Genomic DNA, 24727 nt, shown 5'->3' on the forward strand with positions numbered 1-24727 from the left:
CCTGCGTTGGGGGACGGCAGGCCACATGGGCCTGCCTGGGGGGAGGAACGCGTCATGAGAGTCAGTGTTTTCGGGCTCGGCTACGTGGGCTGTGTGTCGGCCGCGTGCCTGGCCAGCATGGGTCACGAGGTCATCGGGGTGGACGTGAACCAGGTGAAGGTCGACCTGGTGAACGACGGCAAGGCCCCGGTGGTCGAGGAGCGGATCGGCGAGCTCATCGCCGACGTCGTAAGGGCGGGCTCGTTACGCGCCACCGGCGACGTCCGCGAGGCGGTCATGGGCAGCGAGATATCGCTGGTGTGCGTGGGCACGCCGTCGGAGCCCAACGGCAGCCTGTGCACCACGTACTTGGAGCGGGTCACCGAGGAGATCGGCGCGGCGCTCGCCGAGCGGGGCGGGCGGCACACCGTCGTGTTCCGCAGCACCATGCTCCCGGGCACCTGCCTGAACCTGCTGGTACCGATCCTGGAGAAGTACGTCGGCGGCACGGCCGGGGTGGACATCGGGGTCGCGGTCAACCCGGAGTTCCTGCGCGAGGGCACGAGCGTGCGGGACTTCTTCGACCCGCCCAAGACCGTCATCGGCGAGCTCGACCCGGCGAGCGGCGACGCGGTGATGAAGCTGTACGACGGCCTGCCCGGCGAGGTGTTCCGGGTGCCGGTCCCGACGGCCGAGGCGATCAAGTACGCGGACAACGCGTTCCACGGCCTCAAGATCGGCTTCGCGAACGAGCTGGGCGCGGTGTGCCAGGCGCTCGGGGTGGACTCGCACCAGGTGATGGACGTGTTCCTGGCCGACCGCAAGCTCAACATCAGCCCCGCCTATCTGCGGCCCGGCTTCGCCTTCGGCGGTTCCTGCCTGCCCAAGGACCTGCGCAGCCTGGTCCACGCGGCACAGCGGGCCGATGTCTCGGTGCCCATCCTCGCCCACGTGCTGCCCTCCAACGCCGACCATCTGCAGCGCGCGGTGGAGCTGGTCGAGCGCACCGGCAAGCGCCGGGTGGGCCTGTTCGGGCTGTCCTTCAAACCCGGCACCGACGACCTCCGCGAGAGCCCGCTCGTCGAGCTGGCGGAGAGGCTGCACGGCAAGGGCTACGACCTGCGGATCCACGACGCCAATGTGAGCCTGTCCCGGCTGATCGGCGCGAACCGCGAGTACATCGAGACCCGGCTGCCGCACCTCGCGCAGCTGCTCGCGGACTCCGTCGACGAAGTGCTCGAACACGCCGAGGTGTGCCTGGTCGGGACCAGGGATCCGGCCGTCCTTTCGGCGCTGCCCCATGGTGGCGGCCCCGTGATAGTCGACCTCATCCGCCTTCCCGACGCCGAGGCGCGCCGGGCCGAACCGGGGTACGTGGGCCTTGCTTGGTAACGCAATACGCGGTGACGGGTCGGGCCGGCGCGCGCTGATCCTGGTGGAGAACCTGTCGGTGCCGTTCGACCGGCGGGTGTGGCAGGAGTGCACGACGCTGCGCGACGCGGGCTGGGAGGTGCACGTCATCTGTCCCCGGGGGGAGAAGCGGGACACGGAGCCGGAGGCGGTGATCGACGGGGTGCGGATCCACCGCTACCCGTTGCGCGCGGCCACCGGAGGGCCGGCCGGCTACCTGCGGGAGTACGGATCGGCGCTGTGGCACACGGCCCGGCTGGCCCGCAAGGTGGGACCGGTCGACGTGGTCCACGCCTGCAACCCGCCGGACCTGCTGTTCCTGCCGGCGCTGTGGCTGAAGCGGCGCGGCGCGCGGTTCGTCTTCGACCAGCACGACCTGGTGCCCGAGCTGTACCTCTCCCGGTTCGACCGCGGCAAGGATCTGCTCTACCGCGCCGTGTGCGCGCTGGAACGACGCACCTACCGGGCCGCGGACGTCGTACTCGCCACGAACGAGAGCTACCGGGACGTCGCGGTGCGCCGTGGCGGTCGACGCCCTGAGGACGTCTTCGTGGTGCGCAGCGCGCCCGCGATCGAGCGGTTCCAACCGGTGCCGCCCGAGCCGGAGTTGAAGCGCGGCAAGCCTCATCTGCTGTGCTACCTCGGCGTCATGGGCCCGCAGGACGGCGTCGACTACGCCTTGCGGGCCCTGGCGAAGCTGCGCGACGAGGTCGGGCGGACCGACTGGCACGCGGTGTTCGTCGGCTCCGGCGATGCCTTCGACGCGATGGTGGAGCTGTCCCGGCGGCTCGGACTCACGGAGCAGGTGCAGTTCACCGGGCGCATTCCGGACGCCGACCTGGTGCGTTACCTGTCCACCGCGGACGTGTGTCTCTCCCCCGACCCGCGCAATCCCCTCAACGACGTGTCGACCATGAACAAGGTCCTGGAGTACATGGCGATGGGCCGGCCGATCGTCTCCTTCGACCTGAAGGAGGCGCGCGTCTCCGCCGGTGACGCCGCCGTCTACGCGCCCGCCAACGACGAGGGCGAATTCGCCCAGCTCATCGCGGAGTTGCTGGACGATCCGGAGAAGCGGGCCCGGATGGGCAAGATCGGCGAGGAGCGGATCAGCGGGCCGCTTTCCTGGCGGAATTCGCAGACGTCGCTGCTCGCCGCCTATGCCGCCGCGTGCCGTGACCAGACTCCGGTGTCGGCGGGCGGCCCGGTCCGCACGGTCCGTACAGGGAAGAGGCCGCGCCGTTGAGCGATGACACGATCCGCCTCGTCACGATCGGGCGGATACTCCGTCGGCGGTGGCGGCTGCTCGCCGCCCTCACCATCGTGGGCGCGCTCGTCGGCTACGGCGCCTCGGTGGTGGTGTTCCCGCCGCGCTATACGGCGTCGGCATCCGTGTTGCTGCCGGGGCAGTGGGAGGAGCGCGAACTGCTGACGCAGGCGGAGATCGCGACCAGTTCCACGGTGGTCGAGCGCGTGGCCGACAAGCTCGACTGGACGGACGTCAGCCGCGCCGAGCTGCGGGAGCGAGTGACCGCCAAGGCCGCCGACGGGAACATCATCAAGATCTCGGGTACGGCCGACACCCCTCAGCGGGCGCAGCGGCTCTCCGACCAAGTGGCCCAGCAGTTCGTCGCATTCGCCGCGCGGATCGCGGGCGGCGGCACCGACTCCGAAGCGGCCACGGGGCCCGAGGCGCTGCGCAAGAAGGTCGAGGAGACCAACCGCCGCATCACCGACCTGGCCAATGCGGCCGATCCGGGTCGGACCGTGGAGAGCGTGCAGGCCCGTACCTCGCTCGAGAAGCTGCGCACCTCGCTGGAAGAGGCCATGACGAAGCTGGACGAGGCCGATCCCGCGACCAGCATGGCCGGCATGGTCGTCATGGGGCCGGCGGTCCGGCCGACCGGCGAGGCGCCGCCGACGAGGACGCAGCTCGTCGTCGGCGGGGCAGTGCTGTTCCTCCTGCTCGCCGTCATCGGCCATCTCGTCGCCGCCCGGGTCAATCGCCGGCTGCGCACCGAACCGGAGATCGCCGCGGCGCTGGGCTCGGCGCTGCTCGGCACTGTCGACGTGCCCGATGACCCGCGCGCGCACCGGCCGGAAGGCAGCGGGTCACGGGCCCGGATCCGCCGGCTCCTCGGCATGGACACCCGCTGGGACGCGCCGGCCCCGCTAAGGTCCGTCGACGCGGCCGGCAGGCGGATCCGCTACCGGCGGGTGTGCGCTCGCCTCCGGGACCGGCTGCCCGCTCCCCGGCTCCTGTTGGCTGTCGTACCGGACGGCGACGAGGTCGCCCGCCGGGCCGCCGAACAGCTCGTCGTCGAGGCCGAGAGCGATGTGCTGCTGCGGGTGGTGGAGGTGTCGGTGGACCGGCCGATGGTGCCGGACCGCGACACCGAGAACGGTGCCCTGGTCGTCCTCAGCGCGGGCTGCTGGACCGCGGAGGAGCTCGCGGGCGTCGCCGAGGCGTGTGCGGACGGCGGGCACGAGGTCGTCGGCATCGTCGTCGCCGACACCGTCCGGGACCGTCCGGCGCGGTCTGCCGGCTCTTCCCCGGACGCCGCCACTCCGGCGCTCGCGGTGCGCGGCCACGCGACGGGAGGTTCGGTGTGACGACGAGCAAGACTTCGGAGGCGTCGGCCGCCGCTCCGCTCCTCGACCTGCAGGCGCTGGTGGTGGCGGTGCGCAGGCGCCGCCGCCTGTGGTGCGCCATGGCGCTCCTCGGCCTGCTGGCCGGCGCGGCGGTGGCGGTCCTGCTGCCACCGCCGCCGAGCGCGGTGACCAAGGTGCTGGTCGCGCACAAGCAGGACCAGCCGAACGACACCGGAACGCTGATCCGTACCGATGTCGAGCTGCTGCAGACCACACGGATCGCCGACAAGGCGCTCCAGGCCCTCAAGTCCCCTGAAAAACCTGAAGACTTCATGCGCGACTACCGGGGCACCGGCCTGACCAACAACCTGCTGCAGATCGAAGTGACCGGTGACAGCGACACGGAAGCGGTGGCCCGGGCCAAGGCGCTGGCCGACGCGTTCGTGGCGGACCATGTGCGGCGGATGCGGGAAACCGCGCAGGCCGAGGCCAAGGCCCTGCTCGACCAGCGGGACCGTATGCGGGACGAGCTCGCCCAGGTCAACAAGGACATCGGAGACCGATCGCCGGAGACGGAGAGCGACCCGAAAGCGTCGGCGAGCATCGAGTCGCTCTTCGCCCGACGGGCCGAACTCACCTCGCGGATCGCCGATTTCGACCAGCGCGCCGCGGAGGCGCGCACCGGCACGCCCGAGGTCGTCGCCGGCACGCAGATCGTGGACGCACCGCGCGCGGTGCGCCACTCCCTGCCCAAGGCCGCTGTCACCAACTCCGCGATCGGCCTCGTCCTCGGGCTCGTCCTCGGGCTGGCGCTGGCCGCGGTCGGCACGGTGGTGGCGGACCGCCCCGTGTTGCGCCGGGACATCGCGGCGAACCTGGGCGCCTCGGTCATCGCGGAGCTGCGCCGCACGTCCTTGCGGTCGCGCGGGCGGTGGCAGCGCCGACGGACCCGGGCGGCACGCGAACGGCTCACCACGACCCTTGCCCGCACGGTGCGCGGCTCCGCGGAACCGGTGTCGCTGCTGGAACTGGGCTGTGCGCGCGGCACGAGCGTGATCGCCCTGGACGTCGCCCGGGCACTGGCACCGGACGGGCCAGTGGTCATCGTCGATGGCCTGCCCGGCCCGCATCTCTCGGGCCGCCGCCCGAAGCCGGGTGACCCGACCGTGGTCAGCGGCGCGCGTGCCGCGACCGTGCCGGACCAGCAGCGTCGGCTCGGCGTCGGCTCGGTGGCGCCCGGCACGGCGTGGACCGACCTCCAGTACCTCGGCACCCGGACCGTGCTCGTCGTGCGGGCCGGGCACGGCAGCGCCGCGTGGCTGCACACCGTGGCACGGCAGCTCGCCGACCAGCGCATTCCGGTGATCGGTGTGGTGCTGATCGACCCCGATCCGCGTGACCGGACCGACGGGACGCTGTGGGACGGGCTGCACACCGCGCTGCGCGGCCGCAGCGAGCGTACGGCCGCGCAGAACGGGACGGGCCAGCGGCATACGGAACGACAGCCGGCGTGGGCCGCACGGGTCCCGGACAACGACCAGGAGGCGCGGTAGGACATGTGTGGCATCGCAGGTACTTACCGATGGCCGGACGGGAAGCCGGTGACCGACCGGCTCACCGAAACCCTCGCCCACCGCGGTCCGGACGGGGCGGGCCGGTACGGCCACTCCGTCGGTGACGGCGAAGTGCACCTCGGCCACCGCCGGCTGGCCATCATCGACCTGTCCGAGACCGGCGCCCAGCCGATGGTCTCCGACGGCCTCGCCCTGACGTACAACGGCGAGCTGTACAACGCGCCCGAACTGCGCGCCGAGCTGGCCGCCGCCGGAGTGCGCTTCCGCGGTACCTCCGACACCGAGGTGCTCCTCGAGGCCTGGCGGCGCTGGGGCACGGACTGCCTGCCCCGGCTGCGCGGCATGTTCGCGTTCGGGATCTTCGACGAGCGAACCGGTGAACTCGTTCTCGCCCGCGACCAGTTGGGCATCAAGCCGCTGTTCCTGCTCCGGCGCGGTGAGGGTCTGGTGTTCGCGTCCGAGCTGAAGGCGCTCGCCGCCGCGACCGGCGGGTCGCTGGAGGTGGACCATGCGGCACTGGTGGCCTCGCTGCTGTATTACTGGGTGCCGGACTCACGCTGCGCGTTCCGTGAGGCGGAGAAGCTGCCGCCGGGCAGCTGGCTGCGGTGCCGGCCCGACGGCCGGGTGGAGCGCGGCCGGTTCTGGAACCTGAAGGACGTCGCCGCCGAGGGGCGGGAGCGCGCCCGCAGCGGCGATCAGCCGGACCTGGCCGCCGTCGTCGAGGAATCGACCCGGCGCCACCTCCTCTCCGACGTACCCGTGGCGACCTTCCTCTCCGGCGGGCTGGACTCCAGCTACCTGACCGCGCTGGCGGCCCGCCATCAGCCCGGGATCTCCGCTTACACGATCGGATTCCGCGCCGAGGACGCCAAGTTCGAGGCGATGCCGGACGACCTGCGCTACGCCCGGCAGGTGGCCGAGCGGTTCGGCGTCGACCTGCACGAGATCGAGATCGCCCCGAACGTGCTCGACCTGCTGCCCCGGATGACGTACGCCTTGGACGAGCCGATCGGCGACCCCGCCGCGATCAACACGTTCCTGATCTGCTCGGCCGCCCGGGAGGCCGGGGTCAAGGTGATGCTCTCGGGGATGGGCGCCGACGAGCTGTTCGCCGGGTACCGCAAGCACTTCGCCAACCTGCTCGCGCTGCGCTACCAGCGCGTGCCGCGGCCCCTGCGGCGCGGGGTGTCCGCGGCCGTGGACCGGCTGCCGGTCGCCACGTCCCGCCGGGGGTACCGGTCGGTGCGCTTCGCGAAGCGGTTCCTGTCCTTCGCCGAGCTGCCGGAGGAGGCCGCGTTCCGGCGCAGCTACACCATGTACGACCAGGACGAACTGCTCGCCCTCCTCGACCCGGACCTGGCCGGGACGGTCGACGACGTGCTGACCGAGCACGCGGACATCTACCAGGACAACGACCTCGACGACTTCGTCAACCGCATGTGCCTGACCGACGCCCGGATGTTCCTGCCGGGCCTGAACCTCACGTACACGGACCGCTCCAGCATGGCCGCGTCCACCGAGGTGCGGGTGCCGTACGTGGACGTCGAGGTGGTCAAGGCGGCGTTCGCGGTGCCCGGTGATCGCAAGATCGTCGGGCGGCAGGGCAAGGCCGTCCTGAAGGAGGCGGCCGTCTCGGTCCTGCCCCGGGAGATCGTGTACCGGCCCAAGGGCCTGTTCAGCGCCCCGCTGCGGGCCTGGATGAGCCGGGATCTGGCGCCGCTGGTGCGCGAGGTGGTGAACGACGGCGAGCTCGTCCGTTCCGGGTTCCTGCGCCGCGACGCGCTGGCGCGGATGGTCGCCGAGGACGCCGCCGGGCAGCGGGACTTCTCCAAGCATCTGTGGCATGTGCTGACCCTCGAGTACTGGTATCGCGACGCGACCTCTGGGTCCGGCCAGAGCACTCGGCAAACGGCTTAGGAATCAGGGGAGTTCGAGTGAAGCAGGTTGTACAGAACTACAAGAGCGGCGAGCTGGCGGTGCTCGACGTTCCGGTGCCGGGGTGCAAGCCGGGCGGTGTGCTGGTCCGCAGCGCCTACTCGCTGATATCCACCGGGACCGAGCTCATGAAGGTGTCCGAGGCCGGCATGTCGATGCTGGGCAAGGCCCGCTCCCGCCCGGACCAGGTGGCCAAGGTCATGCAGAGCGTGGCCACCAACGGGGTGCCCGCCACGTACCGCAAGGTGATGGGCAAGCTGGACTCCTACACGCCGCTGGGCTACTCGCTGTGCGGGGTGGTCGAGCAGGTCGGCGCCGGCATCGACGACGTGAAGGTCGGCGATCTCGTGGCCTGCGCCGGCAACGAGCACGCGTTGCACGCCGAGCTGAACTGGGTGCCGAAGAACCTCTACGCCCCGGTGCCGGACGGCCTCGCGTCGCGCCACGCCGCCTTCGGCACCGTCGGGTCGATCGCGCTGCAGGGCGTCCGCCAGGGCGAGTCACAGCTCGGCGACGTGGCACTGGTCATCGGCCTCGGGCTGATCGGGCAGTTGGTGGTGCAGCTCCTGGCCGCCTCGGGGGTCCGTGTCGTCGGCGTCGACCCCGACCCGGTGCGCTGCGAGCTGGCGGAGCGTCTGGGCGCCGCGGCCTGCGGCGATCCCGCGTCCCCGGCCGTGGAGACCGCCGTCGCCGAACTCACCGGCGGTCACGGCGTGGACCAGGTGTACCTGGCCGCCGGCGGCGGCAGCAACGAGCCCGTCGAGCTGGCCGCCAAGCTGTGCCGGGACCGCGGCCGGGTCGTCGACATCGGCAAGTGCAGCTTGAACCTGCCGTGGAACGCTTACTACGAGAAGGAGCTCGACGTCCGGTTCTCGCGTTCGTACGGCCCCGGGCGCTACGACCCGGAGTACGAACTGGAGGGCCGGGACTACCCGATCGGCTACGTGCGCTGGACCGAGCGCCGCAACCTGGCGTGCTTCCTCGATCTCCTCGCCCGCGGCAGCGTCGACGTGGAGCCGCTGGTCTCCCGCATCGCCGACTTCGACGACGCCGTCGAGACGTACCGGAGCCTGAAGGACGGCGATCTGAAGGCCGTGGCGGTGCTGTTCCGGTACCCCGAACAGGCCGGGGAAGCGGAGGAAGCGGCGGCCCCGGCGGTGGCCGTGCCCGCCGTGAACGTGCAGCGGGGTCCGGTCCGGGCCGCCAGGACGCCGGTGCGCCTCGCGTTTGTCGGCGCGGGGAACTACGCGAGCTCGATGCTGCTGCCGCACCTGGCCCAGCGCGACGGCGTCGAGCTGTCCACCGTCGTCACCACGACGGCGCTGTCCGCGGCCAACGCGCAGCGGAAGTTCGCCTTCGCCGAGGCGACCACCGATCTCGACGCCGTGCTCGGCGACAAGTCCATCGACGCGGTGTTCGTCGTCACCCGGCACAGCTCGCACGCCGAACTGACCCGGAAGGCACTGCTGGCCGGCAAGACCGTCTTCGTGGAGAAGCCCTTGGCGCTCACCGAGGACGAACTGGCCGACGTACTGGCCGCTGTGGAGGAGTCCGGCAACGACCGGCTGCAGGTGGGCTTCAACCGCCGGTTCGCGCCGCTGCTGCGGGAGGCCAGGGAGCGGTTCGGCGCCCGGACCGGCCCGGCGAACCTCCGCTACCTGGTCAACGCCGGCCGCCTCGACCACGGCAGCTGGTACCTCCAACAGGGCAGCCAGGGCTCGCGGTTCGTGGGCGAGGGCGGGCACTTCATCGACACGGCGAGCTGGCTGCTCGACGCCGACCCGGTGTCGGTGTACGCGGTCGCCACGCCCGGCAACGACGACCTTCAGGTCGTACTGCGCTACCCGGACGGGTCCACCGCCACCATCAGCTACGTCACCACCGGCCCGGGCAGCTTCCCCAAGGAGACGCTGGACCTGGTCGCGGACGGCCGTGCGCTGCGGCTCGACGACTTCGTCCGTGCCGCTGTTTACGATGGCCGCCGTAAGCGGTGGGTCAGTTCGCGGCTGCCCAAGGCCCGGGACAAGGGCCAGAACGCCGAGCTGGCCGCGTTCGTCAAGGCCGTGCGGACCGGTGGGCCGATGCCGGTGCCGCTTCAGTCGCTGGTCGCCACCACGGCGGCCACCCTCGCCGTGCAGACCGGCCTGGCGGCCGGTGCCCCGGTGACGTTGGCGGGGGCGCGATGACCATGAGCGCGGGCTGGTACCTGCGGCGGCTGTCCCGGATGGGGCCGCAGGAGGTCGCGGGCCGGGTCGGCGACGCGGTGCGCAGGCGGCGGTGGCGGTCGGCGCGGCCCAGCTGCCCGAGCGTGACCGGCGCTCGGTTCACCGCGGTCCTGCCCGCCGGGACGATCGCCGCCATACCTGCGGACGCCGCGAAACGTCTCGTCGCCGAGGCGGACCGGCTGATGTACGGGCATGCCGAGTACTTCGGGGTGGTCCGCGACGACCTGACCGACCCGGACTGGTGGTACGACCCGAAGACCGGCCGCCGGGCTCCGTTCGGCTACGCCTTCGACGTGCCGTACCGGAACGAGGACGCGGTCGGGGACATCAAGCAGATCTGGGAGCTGTCCCGGCACCAGTACCTCACGGTGCTCGCCGCCGCCTACGCGATCACCGGGGACGAGCGGTACGCCGAGCGGGTGGCCGAGCACCTGCGGTCCTGGTGGGCGGCCAACCCGCCGCTGCGCGGCGTGCACTGGATCAGCGGTATCGAGCTGGGCATCCGGCTGCTGTCCTGGGTGTGGATCCGCCGGCTGCTCGACGGCTGGCCGGGCGCGGCCGGGCTGTTCGAGGGCAACCCGGTGGCGCTGAAGCAGATCTGGCACCACCAGCGCTGGCTGGCCGCCTTTCCCAGCCGGGGGTCTTCGGCGAACAACCACGTCATCGCCGAGGCCGCCGGGCAGTTGGCCGCGGCCTGCGCGTTCGGCTGGTTCCCCGCCTCGCCGCGCTGGCGGGCCGACGCGCTGCGGTCACTGGAGCGGCACCTGCGCGGCAACACCTTCCCCTCCGGCCTCAACCGCGAGCTGGCCACCGAGTATCACGGCCTCGTGCTGGAACTCGGCCTGGCCGCGGTGGCCGAGGCGGACGCCGCCGACGTGCCGGTCCCCGCGTCCGTCCGGCTGGTGCTGCTGCGGATGACCGACGCGCTCGCGGCCGTGGTGGACAGCCGGTTACGGCCCCCGCGCCAGGGCGACGCGGACGACGGGCACGGCCTGGTCGTCGACGGCCCGGCCACCGACCGCTGGGGCTCGCTCCTGGCCACCGGGGACGCCGTGTTCGGCCGGCTCGCCTGGTGGCCGACAGTGACCGGCACCGACGTACGCACCCCGCTGCTGGCCGCGCTCATCAAGCCGTACGCGAAAACCGGAACCGCACCGGCCGTGACCCGCCCCGCGAGCCGACCGGCCCATTTCGCCGACGCGGGCATGACCATCCTGCGCGGACCGGAAGGGACGGAAGAGATCTGGTGCCGCTGCGACGGCGGTCCGCACGGCTTCCTTTCCATCGCCGCGCACGCCCACGCGGACGCCCTGTCCGTGGAGGTCCGGCACGACGGGGTCGACGTGCTCGCCGACCCGGGGACGTACTGCTACCACGGGCAGCCCGAGTGGCGGCAGTACTTCCGGTCGACCCTCGGCCACAACACCCTGCAGGTGGACGGCGGTGACCAGTCCGTCTCCGGCGGCCCGTTCCTTTGGACCCGGCATGCCCACAGCCGCGTCCTGGCGGTGGACACCTCCGGTGACGGTGCGGCCCGCTGGTGTGCCGAGCACGACGGTTACCAGGGCTCCGTCCACCGCCGCCGGGTGGAACTGATCGCCGCCGGCCGGGAGTTGTGGGTGGTCGACGAGGTGCGCGGTCCGAACCGGGCCGTGCGGCTGGCGTTCCACCTCGGCCCGGCCATCGCCGCGGACCTGGTGGGGAACCGGGCCGAGCTCACCTGGACCCGGGACGGCGAGGAGCGCTCCGCGGTGCTCGACCTGCCCGGGCGGCTGAACTGGCGGGCGCACCGCGGCGAGAGTGACCCGCCGCTGGGCTGGTACTCCCCCGGCTTCGGACGCAAGGAACCCGCCACCACGCTGGTCGGCACCGGCTTCGCCGACGGCGCGGAGGGCTTCGCCACCGTGCTCAGGTTCCGCGGCCAGGGGGGCGCGTGAGGAACGGGAGGCGGCTCTGGGCGTTGGCGGCGGCACCGCTGACGCTGGCCCTGCTGGCGGCGACCGGCTGTGAGAGCACGAGCACCTCGGACGCCGGGGCGAAGCCGACCGCCACGCAGCCGTCCACGCCCGTGGCCCGGGTGTGCGCCAAGCCCGCGGCCGGACCGGCGAAGGCGCCGGCGGGCGCGGTCACCGTCGACCCCGCGGTGGTCGGCGACCTGGCGGCGAAGACCAAGAGCAGCCCCCCGAACACGACGTTCTGGCTGCGACCGGGCAAGCACAGGCTCGACCCGGACCGCTACGCCCAGGTCATCCCCAAGGAGGGGAACCGCTACCTCGGCGCGCCCGGCGCGGTGCTCGACGGCCGGAAGAAGAACCAGTACGCGTTCGGCGGCAGCGCCCGTGACGTCACCATCCGCCACCTGACCGTGCAGCGCTTCGTCGCGCCGCCGGACGAGGGCGTGGTCAACCATGACTCGGCCGACGGGTGGGTGATCGAGCACGCGACGATCCAGGACAACTCAGGTGCCGGACTGATGGCCGGCGCCCGCCAGCAGGTCCGCGCCAGCTGCCTGCGTGACAACGGCCAGTACGGCATGAACGCGTACAAGGCCGGCGACCGGATCAGCGGCCTGGTGGTCGAGGGCAACGAGATCGTGGGCAACAACACCGACGACTGGGAGCGGCGCCGGGAGGGCTGCGGCTGCACCGGCGGCATCAAGTTCTGGGCCGTCAACGGCGCCGACGTGCGCGGCAACTGGGTGCACGACAACCGCGGAACGGGGTTGTGGGCGGACACCAACAACAACGACTTCCGCATCGAGAACAACGTGCTCGAAGCCAACGACGGTGCCGCCCTGATCTACGAGACCAGCTACAACGCGGTCATCCGGAACAACACGATCCGGCGGAACAACTGGGTCGAGGGCCGCCGGGAAGCCAAGCGCGGTGACAACTTCCCCTACGCGACGGTCTATCTGTCCGAATCCGGCGGCGAACCACGGATCAAGGCCCGCACCGACAAGATCGAGATCTACCGGAACGTGCTGGAGGACAACTGGTCCGGGATCACCCTGTGGGAGAACGCCGACCGGTTCTGCAACAGCCCGGCCAACACGTCGTCCGGTGACTGCACTCTGCTGGTGCGCGACACCGACCGCTGCGCGCGCCCGGCGATCGCGAAAGCACCGCTCTACGCCGACTGCCGGTGGAAGACCCAGCGGGTGGACATCCACGACAACCGCTTCGTGCTGGACAAGTCCGTCGTCAAGTGCACGGCGAAGTGCGACCGCATGGCGGTGCTGGCCAACTACGGCACCTATCCGGACTGGTCGCCGTACCAGGGCGAGCGGGTGGCCGAGGCGATCACCCACGAGCAGCACAACCGCTGGCACGACAACGTCTACGTCGGCCCGTGGAAGTTCGTCGCCCACGACCCGAGCCGGGTGCTGACCTTCGGGAAGTGGCAGGGCACGCCGTACCGGCAGGACGCGGGCAGCACCTTCCGCGCACGGGCCGGTGGTTGAGATGGGCGAAGACCTGCGACACGGTGTGCTGCCCGGTGGGCCGGACACGGGGGCCACGCACCCCGGCGCCGAACCGCGCCCTGACAGCACACCCGACGGCACACCGAGGATCGTCGGGATCGTCTGGGGGCTGCTGGTCCTCAACACGCTCGGCTCCGCCGGGGCGAAGACCATCGTCCCGCTGCCCCGCTCCCTGATCCAGATGATCACCATGGGCGCGCTGGTCGCCGCGTTCACGCTGGCGCTCGCCGTCAATCTCCGACTGCGCGTCCGACCCAGCGCCTACGTGTTCCTGCTGACCCTGCTGCTGGTGCCGAGCGTGATCTCCAGCGTGAACCTGGAGTCCGGGTTCGGCGCGCTGTTCCGCTGCGCCCGCCTGGCTCTCTTCATCGGCACGCTGTGGCTGCTCAGCCGCTGGTGGAACGGCGGCCTGACGTTCGTCCGGCACCACATCCGGATGTACTTCGCGGTGCTCGGCTCGGTCGCCGCCGGTCTGGCCATCTCACCGGGCGCGGCCCTGCCCGAACTCTACGGCGGGCGCCTGGTCGGCGCGTTGTGGCCGCTCACCCCGCCGCAGATCGGACAGTACGCCGCGGTGATCACCGGGCTCACCGTGCTGCTCGCACTGGGCCGCCGGACCGACCGGGCCAGTGCGGCGATGGTCATCGTGCCGTCGCTCGTCCTGCTCGCGCTGACCCATACCCGGACGGCCACGCTCGGCCTGTTCATCGGGCTGACCTTGGCGATCGGCTCGCTCATCCTGACCAGCGCCGCGGCCCGCCGGTTCTTCACCTGGGCGGTGCTGTGCGCCGCCGTGGCCGCGGTGGGGTTCGCCTCCGCGCTGCAGGCGTGGTTCCTGCGCGGGCAGAGCAAGGAGAACTTCTCCAACCTCACCGGTCGCGCCAAGGTCTGGGACGCCCTGCTGGCCGCGCCCCGGTCGACCTCGGAGAAGTGGTTCGGCGCGGGCCTGGGCGACAAGTCGTTCGGCGGGCTGCCGATCGACAACAGCTGGCTGGCCGTCTACCAGGAACAGGGTCTGTTCGGCGTCGCCTTGGTGGCGGCGGTCATCATCGTGCTGGGCGGCGTCGCGTTGCTGCGGCCACCGTCGCTGCAGCGGGCCTGCGCGATCTTCCTGATCAGCTACTGCGCGATCGCCTCGTACACCGAGGCGGGCCTCGGCGACGCCTCGCCGTATCTGCTGCATCTGGCCCTGGCCGCCTCCCTGTTGGCGACCCCTGTCGCGGCCACTCCCCTCTCGACGCCCGCAGTTCCCGGACGACGTATCCCGCGCTGGGCCCGGGATCGGGAGGTGACCTGAGCATGCATGTTCTCGTGGTGCACAACCGCTACGCCTCGGCGCAGCCGAGCGGGGAGAACAAGGTCGTCGATCAGGAGGTCGAGCTGCTGCGCTCGGCCGGCCACCGGGTCGAGGTGTTCGAGCGGCGCAGCGACGACATCGCCGCCCGGTCCCTGCTCGGCAAGGTCGCGGTGCCGCTCCTCGTGCCGTGGAACCCGGGGGTCCGCAAGGAACTCGCGGCGCGGCTGCGCACCGAGCGGCCGGACATCGTCCACGTCCACAACGTCTTCCCGCTCCTGTCGCCCGCGGTCCTCGCCGCCTGCGCCGACGCCGGTGTGCCCGCCGTCGCCACGCTGCACAACTACACCCAGGTCTGCCCGCCCGGCACGCTGCAGCGGGACGGCCGGCCGTGCACCGAGTGTGTCGGGTCGGCGGTGCCGCTGCCCTCCGTCCGGCACGGCTGCTACCGCGGCTCCCGCCTGGCGACGGTGCCGCTCGCGGTCAGCCTGGCGGGCAACCGGCGCCGGTGGTGGTCCGGCGTGGAGCGGTTCTTCTGCATCTCTGCGGCGCAGCGCGACGTCCTGGTGCGAGCCGGTATGCCGGCCGAGCGGCTGGCGGTGAAGCACAACTTCGTGCCCGACCCGGACGACCGCCGATCAGGCGCCGGCGAGCATGTGCTCTATCTCGGCCGGCTCGCGGAGGCCAAGGGCGTACGGCTGCTCATGGCCGCGTGGGACGAGATCGCCGCGAGCGGCGGGGTGGGCGTGCCGCTCGTGATCGCCGGCGCGGGGCCGCTGGAGCGAGAGGTGACCGCCTGGGCGGCGGGCCGCGACGACGTGCGCTACGTCGGCCTGCTGGATCCGGCGGAGTGCCGGAAGGCCGTAGCGCGATCGGTCGCCGTGGTGGCGCCCTCGACGTGGCTGGAGGCGTTCGGCCTGGTCGTCGTGGAGGCGATGGCGGCCGGGGTCCCCGTCGTCGCCGCCGGTCACGGCGCCTTCGTCGAACTCGTCGAGGACGGCGTGACCGGCCTGCTGCACCGGCCGGGCGAGCCCGTGTCGCTCGCGGCCTGCATACGCCGGATCGCGGCCGAGCCGGACCGCAACCGGGAGATGGGCCAGGCGGCCCGGCGCCGTTACGAACAGGGCTTCAGTCCGGCCGTCGGGCTGGAGCGCCTGCTGGAGGAGTACCGCACCGCGATCGCGGGTCGGTCGGAATCAATGGGGGACGGAATCAATGGGGGGCAGTAGATGACACGATGCCGACTGTGCGGCTCGGCGGCGCTGGCGAGCGTCGTCGACCTCGGGGCGACGCCACCGTGCGAGAGCTTTCTCGCCGCGGACCAACTGGACCAGCCGGAACCGGCGTACCCGCTGCACCTGCGGGTCTGCACCGAATGCTGGCTGGCGCAGATCCCGCCGCTGATCACGCCCGAGGAGACGTTCACGCAGTACGCGTACTTCTCGTCCTACTCGACCTCCTGGGTGGAGCACGCGCGTACTTTCGTCGCCGACGCCGCACAGCGGGTGGGTCTCGGCCCCGACTCCTTCGTGGTCGAGGTGGCGAGCAACGACGGATACCTGCTCAAGCACGTGGTGGCCCGGGACATCCGCTGCCTCGGCATCGAGCCGTCGGTGAACGTCGGTGCGGCGGCGCGGGACGCGGGCGTGCCCACGCTCACGAAGTTCCTGGACCCGGCCACCGGCGACGCCGTCCGCGCCGAACACGGCCCGGCGAACCTGGTCGTGGCCAACAACGTGTACGCGCACATCCCCGACGCGGTCGGGTTCACCCAGGGGCTGCGCGCCCTGGTCGCCGACGACGGCTGGGTCTCCATCGAGGTGCAGCACCTGCTGACCCTGATCGAGGAGAACCAGTACGACACGATCTACCACGAGCACTTCCAGTACTACACGGTCGCCTCCGCGGCCCGGGCCCTTGCGAGCGGCGGACTGTCGCTCGTGGACGTCGAGTTGCTGCCCACGCACGGCGGCTCCATCCGGCTGTGGGCCCGGCCGAGCGAGGTGGCGGGAGAGCCGACGCGGCGGGTGGCCGACGTACTGGACCGGGAGAAGGCCGCCGGGCTGCAGGAGTTGTCCGGGTACACCGAGTTCTCCGCCCGGGTGGCCAAGGTGCGCCGGGACCTCCTGAAGTTCCTCATCGAGGCGGCCGAGCGCGGCGAGACGGTCGTCGGCTACGGCGCCCCGGGCAAGGGCAACACCCTGCTCAACCACTGCGGCATCCGGCCCGACCTGCTCCCGTACACGGTCGACCGCAACCCCTACAAGCACGGCAGGTTCACCCCGGGCACCCGCATCCCGATCCTGGCGCCCGAGCGGATAGCCGCCGACAAGCCGGACTACGTCCTCGTCCTCCCGTGGAACCTGCGGGCCGAGCTGGTCGAGCAGCTGTCCTTCGTCCACGAGTGGGGCGGCCGGCTGGTCTTTCCCGTCCCGGAACTGAGCATCGTCGAGGTCGCGTCCCGAAAGGTCACAGCATGAAGGTCGTTCTGTTCTGCGGCGGTTACGGGATGCGGATGCGCAACGGAACCTCCGACGACGTGCCCAAGCCGATGGCGATGGTCGGCCCGAGACCGCTGATCTGGCACGTCATGCGCTACTACGCGCACTTCGGGCACACGGAGTTCATCCTGTGCCTCGGGTACGGGGCGCACCACATCAAGGACTTCTTCCTCAACTACGAGGAGACGACGTCCAACGACTTCGTGCTGCGCGGCGGGCGGACCGAGCTGCTGTCCACCGACATCTCGGACTGGACGATCACGTTCGCGCAGACGGGCGTCGAGTCACCGATCGGGGAACGGCTGCGCCGGGTGCGCCACCACCTGGACGGCGACGAGATGTTCCTCGCCAACTACGCCGACGTCCTCACCGACGCGCCGCTGCCGGAGATGATCGACCGGTTCGCCCGGCGCGACGCCGGGGCGTCGATGATGGTGGTGCCGCCGCAGTCGTCGTTCCACTGCGTGGAGTTGGGCGAGGACGGCCTCGTGGGGGGCATCACCGCGGTCAGCGAACTGCCGCTGTGGGAGAACGGCGGCTATTTCGTGCTCCGTCAGGAGGTCTTCGACCACATACCGGAGGGCGGGGACCTGGTCGCCGACGGATGCGCCCAACTGGCCAAGAACGGCCGGTTGGTGGCGCACCGGCACCGCGGTTTCTGGAAGCCGACCGACACCGTGAAGGAGCGGGCCGCGCTCGACGCCGCCTACGCCCGGGGCGACCGCCCGTGGGCCGTGTGGGAGCGGGACGGCGCCGGGGTGAGCGCGTGATCCGGCTCGGGGCGGGGCACCCGGACCGGGTCGTCGCGGTGGGCGCGCACTGCGACGACATCGCCATCGGCGCCGGAGGCACACTGCTGGCGCTGTGCCACGCACGGCCGGGTATCCGTGTCGACGCGCTGGTGCTCTCCGGCGGCGGCAGCGAGCGGGAGCAGGAGGAGCAGGCCGCGCTCGCCGCCTTCTGCCCGGACGCCGACCTACGGCTGACCGTGCACAAGCTGCCGGACGGCCAACTGCCCGCGCACTGGGAGGAGGCCAAGGCAGCGGTCGAGGAACTGCGCGCGCAGACCGACCCGGATCTGGTCCTGGCCCCGCGCACCGATGACGCGCACCAGGATCACCGCGGCCTGGCGCAGCTGATCCCCACCGCCTTCCGCGACCACCTCGTGCTCGGCTACGAGATCGTCAAGTGGGACGGCGACCTCGGCCGTATGACGGCGTATCAGCCGCTGTCGCCGGAGATCGCCGAACGGAAAGTGCGGCTGCTGCAGGAGCACTACCCGTCGCAGCGGCACCGGCCCTGGTACGACCGGGAGGCCTTCCTCGGCCTGGCACGGATCCGCGGCATCGAATGCCACGAGCGCTACGCCGAGGCGTTCGCCGTCACCAAACTCACGCTCAACCTGGGGGGTTGAACCATGCGCGTACTTCTGACCGGACACCAGGGATACCTGGGCACCGTGATGGCCCCGGTCCTCGCCGCCGCCGGGCACGAGGTCGTCGGCCTCGACGCCGGCCTGTTCGCCGACTGCGTCCTGGGCCCGACGCCCGCGGACCCGCGGGGGCACCGGGTGGACCTGCGCGACGTCACGGCCGAACACGTGGCCGGGGTGGACGCCGTGATCCACCTGGCCGCGCTCTCCAACGACCCGCTGGGCTCGCTGGCGCCGGAACTCACCTACGACATCAACCACCACGCGTCCGTACGGCTCGCCCGGCTGGCCCACGACGCCGGAGTGCGGCGCTTCCTGTACGCGTCGACCTGCTCGGTGTACGGCGCCGCAGGCGGCGACGACCTGGTCGCCGAGGACGCCCCATTGCGCCCGGTGACGCCGTACGCGGAGTCCAAGGTGCGGGTGGAGGACGACCTGCACGCCCTGGCCGACGGCGACTTCAGCCCCGTGTACATGCGCAACGCCACCGCCTTCGGCTACTCCCCCAGGCTGCGCGCCGACATCGTGCTGAACAACCTCGTGGGCCACGCGCTCCTGTCCGGCGAGGTCTTGGTGCTCTCCGACGGCACCCCCTGGCGCCCGCTGGTGCACGCCGCCGACATCGCACGGGCCTTCACGGCCGCGCTGACCGCGCCGCGCGAAGCGGTGCACGACCGGGCGTTCAACATCGGCAGCGAGATCAACAACGTCACGGTCGCCGAGATCGCCGAGCAGGTCGCCGAGGCGGTGTCCGGCGCCGAGGTGGTGATCACCGGGGAGACCGGTGCCGATCCGCGCTCGTACCGGGTGGACTTCTCCCGGTTCCGCGCCGCGGTGCCCGGCTTCGACTGCGAGTGGACGGTGAAGCAGGGCGCGCTCGACCTCGCCGACGCCTACCGCCAACACGGGCTGACCCGGGAGGACTTCGAGCAGCGCTTCACCCGCCTTGCCGTGCTGCGCGCGGCGTCCGACGCCGGCACCGTCGACGACACCCTGCGGTGGCGCCGGTGACCGCGGCCGCCGGCGACCAGCCGATGGCCAAGCCCGGCGAAGAGATGTACGCACTGGTCGAGCGGCTGTACCCGCTCTGCCGGAGCATCACCGGCGACGGTGTGCGCGCCACCCTGGAGATCGTCGGCGAGTACATCCCGCTGCGGACGCACGAGGTGCCGACCGGGACGCAGGTGCTCGACTGGACGGTGCCACAGGAGTGGAACATCCGGGACGCGTACATCGCCGACCCCGCCGGCAAGCGGGTCGTCGACTTCGCCGAGTCCAGCCTGCACGTGCTCGGCTACAGCGTGCCGGTGTCGAGGACCATGCCCCTGTCCGAGCTGCGCGCACACCTGCACACCCTGCCGGACCACCCGTCCTGGGTGCCGTACCGCACCAGCTACTACAAGCCGGAATGGGGGTTCTGCCTGGCCCAGGAGACCCTGGACGCGCTGCCGGACGGCGACTACGAGGTGCGCGTCGACTCCACCCTCGCGGACGGCCACCTCACCTACGCCGAGCATGTGGTCCCCGGTCAGGTCCCCGACGAGGTGATCGTCTCCTGCCACGTCTGCCACCCGTCGCTGGCCAATGACAACCTGGCCGGCATCGCGGTGGCGACGTTCCTGGCCCGGGTACTGGCGGAGCGGACGCCGTACTACACCTACCGGTTCCTGTTCGCGCCCGGCACCATCGGGGCGATCACCTGGCTGGCCCGCAACGCCGAGCGGGTGGAGCGGGTCAAGCACGGGCTGGTGCTGGCCTGCGCCGGGGACCCGGGCTCGCTGACGTACAAGCAGAGCAGACGCGGCGACGCGGAGATCGACCGGGTGATGCGGCATGTGCTGGCCGCCTCCGAACGCCCGCACCGCGTCGCCGAGTTCACACCGTACGGCTACGACGAACGGCAGTTCTGCTCACCCGGGTTCAACCTCGGCGTGGGCTCGCTCAGCCGGACCCCGTACGCGGGCTATCCCGAGTACCACACCTCTGCGGACAACCTGGACTTCGTCTCCCCGGAGGCGATGGCGGACACCCTGGCGGTCTGCCGCGAGGCGTTCGCCGTCCTCGACCGCAACCGGCGGTACCTCAACCTCAGCCCCTACGGCGAACCCCAGCTGGGCCGACGTGGGTTGTACGACGCGCTCGGCGGCCGCAGCGACACCAAGCAGGCCCAGATGGCCATGCTCTGGGTGCTCAGTCTCTCCGACGGCGAGCACAGTCTGCTGGACGTCGCCGAGCGGTCCGGGCTGCCGTTCGACACCGTCGCCGCGGCGGCCGGCGCCCTGCACGGCGCCGGGCTGATCAAGGCATGACGCCGATGACCACCGAGGGGGAGAAGACGAGGCCGACGGCCGCCACCGCCGGGCGCGGCATCGTCGGCCGGCTGTCCTGGGGACTGGCCGACCAGGCGGCCTCCAGCATGACCAACTTCGCGGTGGGGATCTATGTGGCGCGCTCGCTGGGGCTGACCGCGTTCGGCGTGTTCAGCCTGGCCTGGGTGACCTACGGCGTGGTGCTCAACGTCTCCCGCGGACTGGCCACCGACCCGCTCATGGTGCGCTTCAGCGGCGTGCCGGACGCGGCCTGGCGCGCGGCGGTGGTCCGGTCGTCGGGTACCGCGCTCGGTGCCGGTGCCGCCATCGGCGCAGCGTGTCTGGTGGTCGGACTGGGGCTCGGCGGCCACGTGGGGCCCGCGTTCGCCTGCCTCGGCGTCGTCCTGCCGGGGCTGCTGCTGCAGGACGCCTGGCGGTTCTCGTTCTTCGCCGCCGGAACCGGCCGGAAGGCGTTCGTCAACGACCTCGTGTGGGGCGTCGTGCTCGTCCCGGCCATGGTGGTGGCGGCCCGGGTGGGCAGCGTGGCCGCTTTCGTGCTCGCCTGGGGCGGGTCCGCCGCGGTGGCCGCGGTGTACGGCTGCTTCCAGACCGGCATCCGGCCCCGGTTGACCGGTGCGCGCGAGTGGCTTCGCGAGCACCGCGACCTCGGCTACCGGTATCTGGCCGAGAACGTCAGCAACAGCGGCGCGAGCCAGCTGCGGGCGTACGGGCTCGGCGCGATCGTCGGGGTCGGCGCGGTGGGTGTGGTCCGGGGCGCCGAGCTGCTGCTCGGCCCGTTCCTCGCCGTGCTGATGGGGCTGTCCCTGGTCACCGTCGCGGAGGCGGCCCGGGTGCTGCGACGGGCCCCGCACCGCCTGGGCGCGTTCTGCCTGCTGCTGGGAGGCGGGCAGGCCGTCGCCGCGCTGCTCTGGGGCGGGGCACTCCTGCTGGTGCCGGACCGGGGCGGCGAGTTCGTGCTCGGCGGCGTCTGGAGCTCCGCCTCGGAGCTCATCGTGCCGGTCACGCTCGGCGTCGCGGGCGCCGGTCTCGGCACCGGCGCGGCGGCCGGGCTGCGCGCGCTCGGCGCGGCCCGGCGCAGCCTGCGCAGCCAGCTGATCGCCTCCGCCTGTTACGTCATCGGCGGGCTCGGCGGGGCCGCCGTGGGCGGCACGGTCGGCTCGGCCTGGGGCGTCGCCGCCGCGACCGTCTGCGGCTCGGCCGTGTGGTGGCTGCAGTTGCGCTCCGCCCTGCGCGAGCACCGCCGGATCCCCATCCCCGAAGTGAGGACTTCATGACCGCCCATCCCCGGCTGAGCATCGGCCTGCCCGTGTACAACGGCGAGGAGTACCTCGCCGAATCGCTCGACGCCCTGCTCGGCCAGACCTACGAGGACTTCGAGCTGGTCATCTCCGACAACGCCTCGACCGACGGAACCCAGGACATCTGCCGCAAGTACGCCGCGCGGGATTCGCGCATCCGGTACATACGGCTGACCCGGAACATCGGTGCCGCGCCGAACCACAACTACGTGTTCACCGCATGCCGCGGCGAACTGTTCAAGTGGGCCTCGCACGACGACCTCTACGCCCGGGACCTGCTGCGGCGCTGCGTCGAGGCGCTGGACGAGCGGCCGGACGTGATCCTCGCCCACTCCGGCCAGGCGGTCATCGACGGCGAAGGCCAGGTGAAGGTCCCGTACGCGTACGGGCTCGCCACCGACTCGCCGCACGCGCCGGAGCGCTTCCGCAGTCTGCTGTTCGAGCCCGGTGGCGACGACTTCTACGGCGTGATGCGGGCCGACGTGCTGCGCCGGGTGAGGCCGCACGACAGCTACCACCACGCGGACCGCACGTTCGTCGCCGAGATCACCCTGCACGGGCCCTTCCACCAGGTGCCGGAGCTGCTGTACTTCCGCCGCGACCACCCCACGCGCGCCGAGCGGGCGAACCCGAGCAAGCGCTCCCGGTGCGTCAACCTGGACCCGCGCCGGGCCGGTCCGCTGCACCCGACGCCCCGGCTGCTCGCCGAGTACGTGTGGGGCTTCGCCTCGGCGATCCGGCGGGCACCGCTGTCCCCGGCGGACCGGCGCGCGTGCTACCGGCACCTGGCCGCGTGGATGACCAGCCGGGTCCGGCCGGGCGCCGGTGAGCGGGTCGAGGACCGCGCGCCGGTCGACCCGGACAAGCTCGCTGTCTCCGTCGACGCCCTGGTCGCCGGCCGTGCGGGGAGGCAGGCGTGAGCGCTGCCCGCGTCGGGGTGTTCGGCCTGCTCGGCTCCGGCAACCTCGGCAACGACGGGTCGCTGGAAGCCGTGCTCGGGTACCTCCGCGCCGAGCACCCGGAGGCGGTCGTGGACGCGCTGTGCGGCGGACCCGAGGTCGTCGCGGCCCGGTACGGGATCCCCGCGACGCCGCTGCACTGGTACCGCGGCGAGTACCGGACCGCGTCGCGTGCGGGCGCGATCGCGGCGAAGGGTATGGGCAAACTCGTCGACGCCGTCCGCACCGCCGCCTGGGTGCGCCGGCACGACGTGGTGATCGTACCGGGCATGGGCGTCCTGGAGGCCACGCTGCCGCTGCGGCCGTGGGGCTTCCCGTACTCGCTGTTCCTGCTCTGCGCGAGTGGCCGGCTGCTGCGCACCCGGGTCGCGCTGGTCGGCGTCGGCGCGGACGAGATTCACCACCGCCCGACGCGGGCCCTGGTGCGCTGGTCGGCCGGGCTCGCCGCGTATCGCTCGTACCGCGACGACCTGTCCCGTGACGCACTGCGGGCGATGGGCGTGAACACCGCGCGCGACAAGGTCTACCCGGACCTCGCCTTCGCGCTGCCGACACCGCGCGGGAGCGCACCATCGGGCTCGGTGTGCGTAGGCGTCATGGACTTCCACGGCGGCAACGACGACCGCGCCCGGGCCGAGGAGATCCACCGGCGCTACCTGGACGGGACGACACGGTTCGTCCGCGCCCTGGTCGAGGACGGCAGGCGGGTACGGCTGCTCACCGGCGACGCCTGCGACGCGCCGGTCGTGGCCGCGATCCTCGACGCGGTGGACTCTCCCCTGGTCACCGCACCCGAAGTCGCCTCACTCGCCGACCTGATGAGGGAGATGGCGGCCGCCGACACAGTGGTGGCGACCCGCTATCACAACCTGATCTGCGCGCTGAAGGTCGGCACCCCCACTCTCGCGCTCAGCTACGCGGCGAAGAGCGACGCCCTCATGGACCGGGTGGGCCTCGCCGCCTACTGCCACCCGGCCCGCGAGGTCGATGCCGACCGGCTGCTCGAACAGTTCCGGGAACTGGAGAAGCGATCGGCGGAGCTGCGCCAGACACTGACCGAACGAAACCAGGCGGCGAACCGCCAACTCGCCGAGCAGTTCCACGAGTTGACGGCGACCCTGCTGCCCGCGAACCACCGACCCCGCCAGGAGACCGCATGAAAGTGACCGAAGTCCCGGCGATCGCGGGCGCGTTCCTCTTCGAGCCGACGCCGTACACCGACGAACGCGGCTTCTTCTGCCGCACCTTCGACGCCGACGTGGTCCGCTCGGCGGGCCTCGACCCGCACGCCTTCGTCCAGGACAGCGTGTCCCGCTCGATGCGGGGCGTGCTGCGGGGCCTGCACCTGCGCTCCGGCGCCGGCGAGGCCAAGCTCGTGCGCTGCTCGTACGGGAGGATCTTCGACGTCGTCGTGGATCTGCGGCCGGACTCGCCGACGTATCTGGGCCAGGCCTCCTTCGAGCTGTCCGACGAGACACAGGCGACCCTGTACATCCCGGCGGGATGCGCGCACGGCTTCCAGGCGCTGACCGGGACCGCCGACACCTCGTACCGGATCGACCGCCCGCACGATCCGGCCGAGGACGTGACGATCGCCTTCGACGACCCGGAGCTCGCCATCCCCTGGCCGCTGCCGGTCACTTTGATGTCCCAGCGGGACCGGGAGGCGCCGAGCCTCGCCGAAGTCCTCAAGCACAGGGAGAGTTGAGGTCGT

Annotated in this window: 19 protein-coding genes; all 19 read left to right on the forward strand. The window is 71.9% G+C overall.

Going from position 1 to position 24727, the window contains the following annotated elements; translation table 11 throughout:
* Positions 1-54: 54 nt before the first annotated feature.
* The 19 genes from ACIREI_RS41265 to rfbC are packed head-to-tail and all read left to right on the forward strand — an operon-like array spanning position 55 to position 24721.
* On the forward strand, positions 55-1371 hold the full coding sequence (locus ACIREI_RS41265) for a nucleotide sugar dehydrogenase (RefSeq protein ID WP_403344800.1): 1317 nt from the start codon (positions 55-57) through the stop codon (positions 1369-1371).
* Positions 1361-2635, forward strand: coding sequence for a glycosyltransferase family 4 protein (locus ACIREI_RS41270; protein WP_403344803.1), 1275 nt, complete (start codon positions 1361-1363; stop codon positions 2633-2635). The genes ACIREI_RS41265 and ACIREI_RS41270 overlap by 11 nt, the downstream gene beginning before the upstream one ends.
* On the forward strand, positions 2632-4002 hold the full coding sequence (locus tag ACIREI_RS41275; protein WP_403344806.1) for a Wzz/FepE/Etk N-terminal domain-containing protein: 1371 nt from the start codon (positions 2632-2634) through the stop codon (positions 4000-4002). Before ACIREI_RS41270 ends, ACIREI_RS41275 begins: the two co-directional genes overlap by 4 nt.
* Entirely contained in the window at positions 3999-5534 is a 1536-nt protein-coding gene (locus tag ACIREI_RS41280; RefSeq protein WP_403344809.1) for a Wzz/FepE/Etk N-terminal domain-containing protein, read from the forward strand. The genes ACIREI_RS41275 and ACIREI_RS41280 overlap by 4 nt, the downstream gene beginning before the upstream one ends.
* A gap of 3 nt (positions 5535-5537) precedes the next feature.
* Positions 5538-7472 carry an asparagine synthase (glutamine-hydrolyzing) gene (gene asnB, locus ACIREI_RS41285; RefSeq protein WP_403344812.1) on the forward strand — a complete coding sequence of 645 codons (1935 nt, stop codon included), beginning with the start codon at positions 5538-5540 and terminating at the stop codon, positions 7470-7472.
* 17 nt (positions 7473-7489) lie between these two features.
* Positions 7490-9676 carry a bi-domain-containing oxidoreductase gene (locus tag ACIREI_RS41290; RefSeq protein WP_403344815.1) on the forward strand — a complete coding sequence of 729 codons (2187 nt, stop codon included), beginning with the start codon at positions 7490-7492 and terminating at the stop codon, positions 9674-9676.
* Entirely contained in the window at positions 9673-11652 is a 1980-nt protein-coding gene (locus ACIREI_RS41295; RefSeq protein WP_403344817.1) for an alginate lyase family protein, read from the forward strand. Before ACIREI_RS41290 ends, ACIREI_RS41295 begins: the two co-directional genes overlap by 4 nt.
* Entirely contained in the window at positions 11649-13178 is a 1530-nt protein-coding gene (locus ACIREI_RS41300; RefSeq protein WP_403344819.1) for a right-handed parallel beta-helix repeat-containing protein, read from the forward strand. The genes ACIREI_RS41295 and ACIREI_RS41300 overlap by 4 nt, the downstream gene beginning before the upstream one ends.
* A 1-nt stretch (position 13179) precedes the next feature.
* Positions 13180-14496, forward strand: coding sequence for an O-antigen ligase domain-containing protein (locus ACIREI_RS41305; protein ID WP_403344822.1), 1317 nt, complete (start codon positions 13180-13182; stop codon positions 14494-14496).
* Between the two features lie 2 nt (positions 14497-14498).
* Complete coding sequence (locus ACIREI_RS41310; protein ID WP_403344825.1) at positions 14499-15722, forward strand: glycosyltransferase; 1224 nt, start codon at positions 14499-14501, stop codon at positions 15720-15722.
* Positions 15723-16973 carry a class I SAM-dependent methyltransferase gene (locus ACIREI_RS41315; protein WP_403344828.1) on the forward strand — a complete coding sequence of 417 codons (1251 nt, stop codon included), beginning with the start codon at positions 15723-15725 and terminating at the stop codon, positions 16971-16973.
* Positions 16970-17764: a sugar phosphate nucleotidyltransferase gene (locus ACIREI_RS41320; RefSeq protein WP_403344831.1), complete on the forward strand. Its 795-nt coding sequence runs from the start codon at positions 16970-16972 to the stop codon at positions 17762-17764. Before ACIREI_RS41315 ends, ACIREI_RS41320 begins: the two co-directional genes overlap by 4 nt.
* Complete coding sequence (locus ACIREI_RS41325) at positions 17761-18408, forward strand: PIG-L deacetylase family protein (RefSeq protein ID WP_403344834.1); 648 nt, start codon at positions 17761-17763, stop codon at positions 18406-18408. The genes ACIREI_RS41320 and ACIREI_RS41325 overlap by 4 nt, the downstream gene beginning before the upstream one ends.
* Positions 18409-18411: 3 nt before the next feature.
* Entirely contained in the window at positions 18412-19437 is a 1026-nt protein-coding gene (locus ACIREI_RS41330) for an NAD-dependent epimerase/dehydratase family protein (protein ID WP_403344836.1), read from the forward strand.
* On the forward strand, positions 19425-20735 hold the full coding sequence (locus ACIREI_RS41335; RefSeq protein WP_403344838.1) for a DUF4910 domain-containing protein: 1311 nt from the start codon (positions 19425-19427) through the stop codon (positions 20733-20735). The genes ACIREI_RS41330 and ACIREI_RS41335 overlap by 13 nt, the downstream gene beginning before the upstream one ends.
* 5 nt (positions 20736-20740) lie before the next feature.
* Positions 20741-22030: a hypothetical protein gene (locus ACIREI_RS41340; protein WP_403344967.1), complete on the forward strand. Its 1290-nt coding sequence runs from the start codon at positions 20741-20743 to the stop codon at positions 22028-22030.
* Positions 22027-22974 (forward strand): glycosyltransferase family 2 protein, encoded by a 948-nt coding sequence (locus ACIREI_RS41345; protein ID WP_403344841.1) that lies wholly within the window; start codon positions 22027-22029, stop codon positions 22972-22974. The genes ACIREI_RS41340 and ACIREI_RS41345 overlap by 4 nt, the downstream gene beginning before the upstream one ends.
* Positions 22971-24173 (forward strand): polysaccharide pyruvyl transferase family protein, encoded by a 1203-nt coding sequence (locus ACIREI_RS41350; RefSeq protein ID WP_403344844.1) that lies wholly within the window; start codon positions 22971-22973, stop codon positions 24171-24173. Before ACIREI_RS41345 ends, ACIREI_RS41350 begins: the two co-directional genes overlap by 4 nt.
* The gene (gene rfbC, locus ACIREI_RS41355) at positions 24170-24721 is read left to right on the forward strand and encodes a dTDP-4-dehydrorhamnose 3,5-epimerase (RefSeq protein ID WP_403344846.1); all 552 of its coding nucleotides are present in this window, start codon (positions 24170-24172) and stop codon (positions 24719-24721) included. The genes ACIREI_RS41350 and rfbC overlap by 4 nt, the downstream gene beginning before the upstream one ends.
* Positions 24722-24727: the final 6 nt, after the last annotated feature.

Source organism: Streptomyces sp. NPDC093591 (genome assembly GCF_044764885.1).
In the GTDB taxonomy this organism is placed as follows: Bacteria; Actinomycetota; Actinomycetes; order Streptomycetales; family Streptomycetaceae; genus Streptomyces.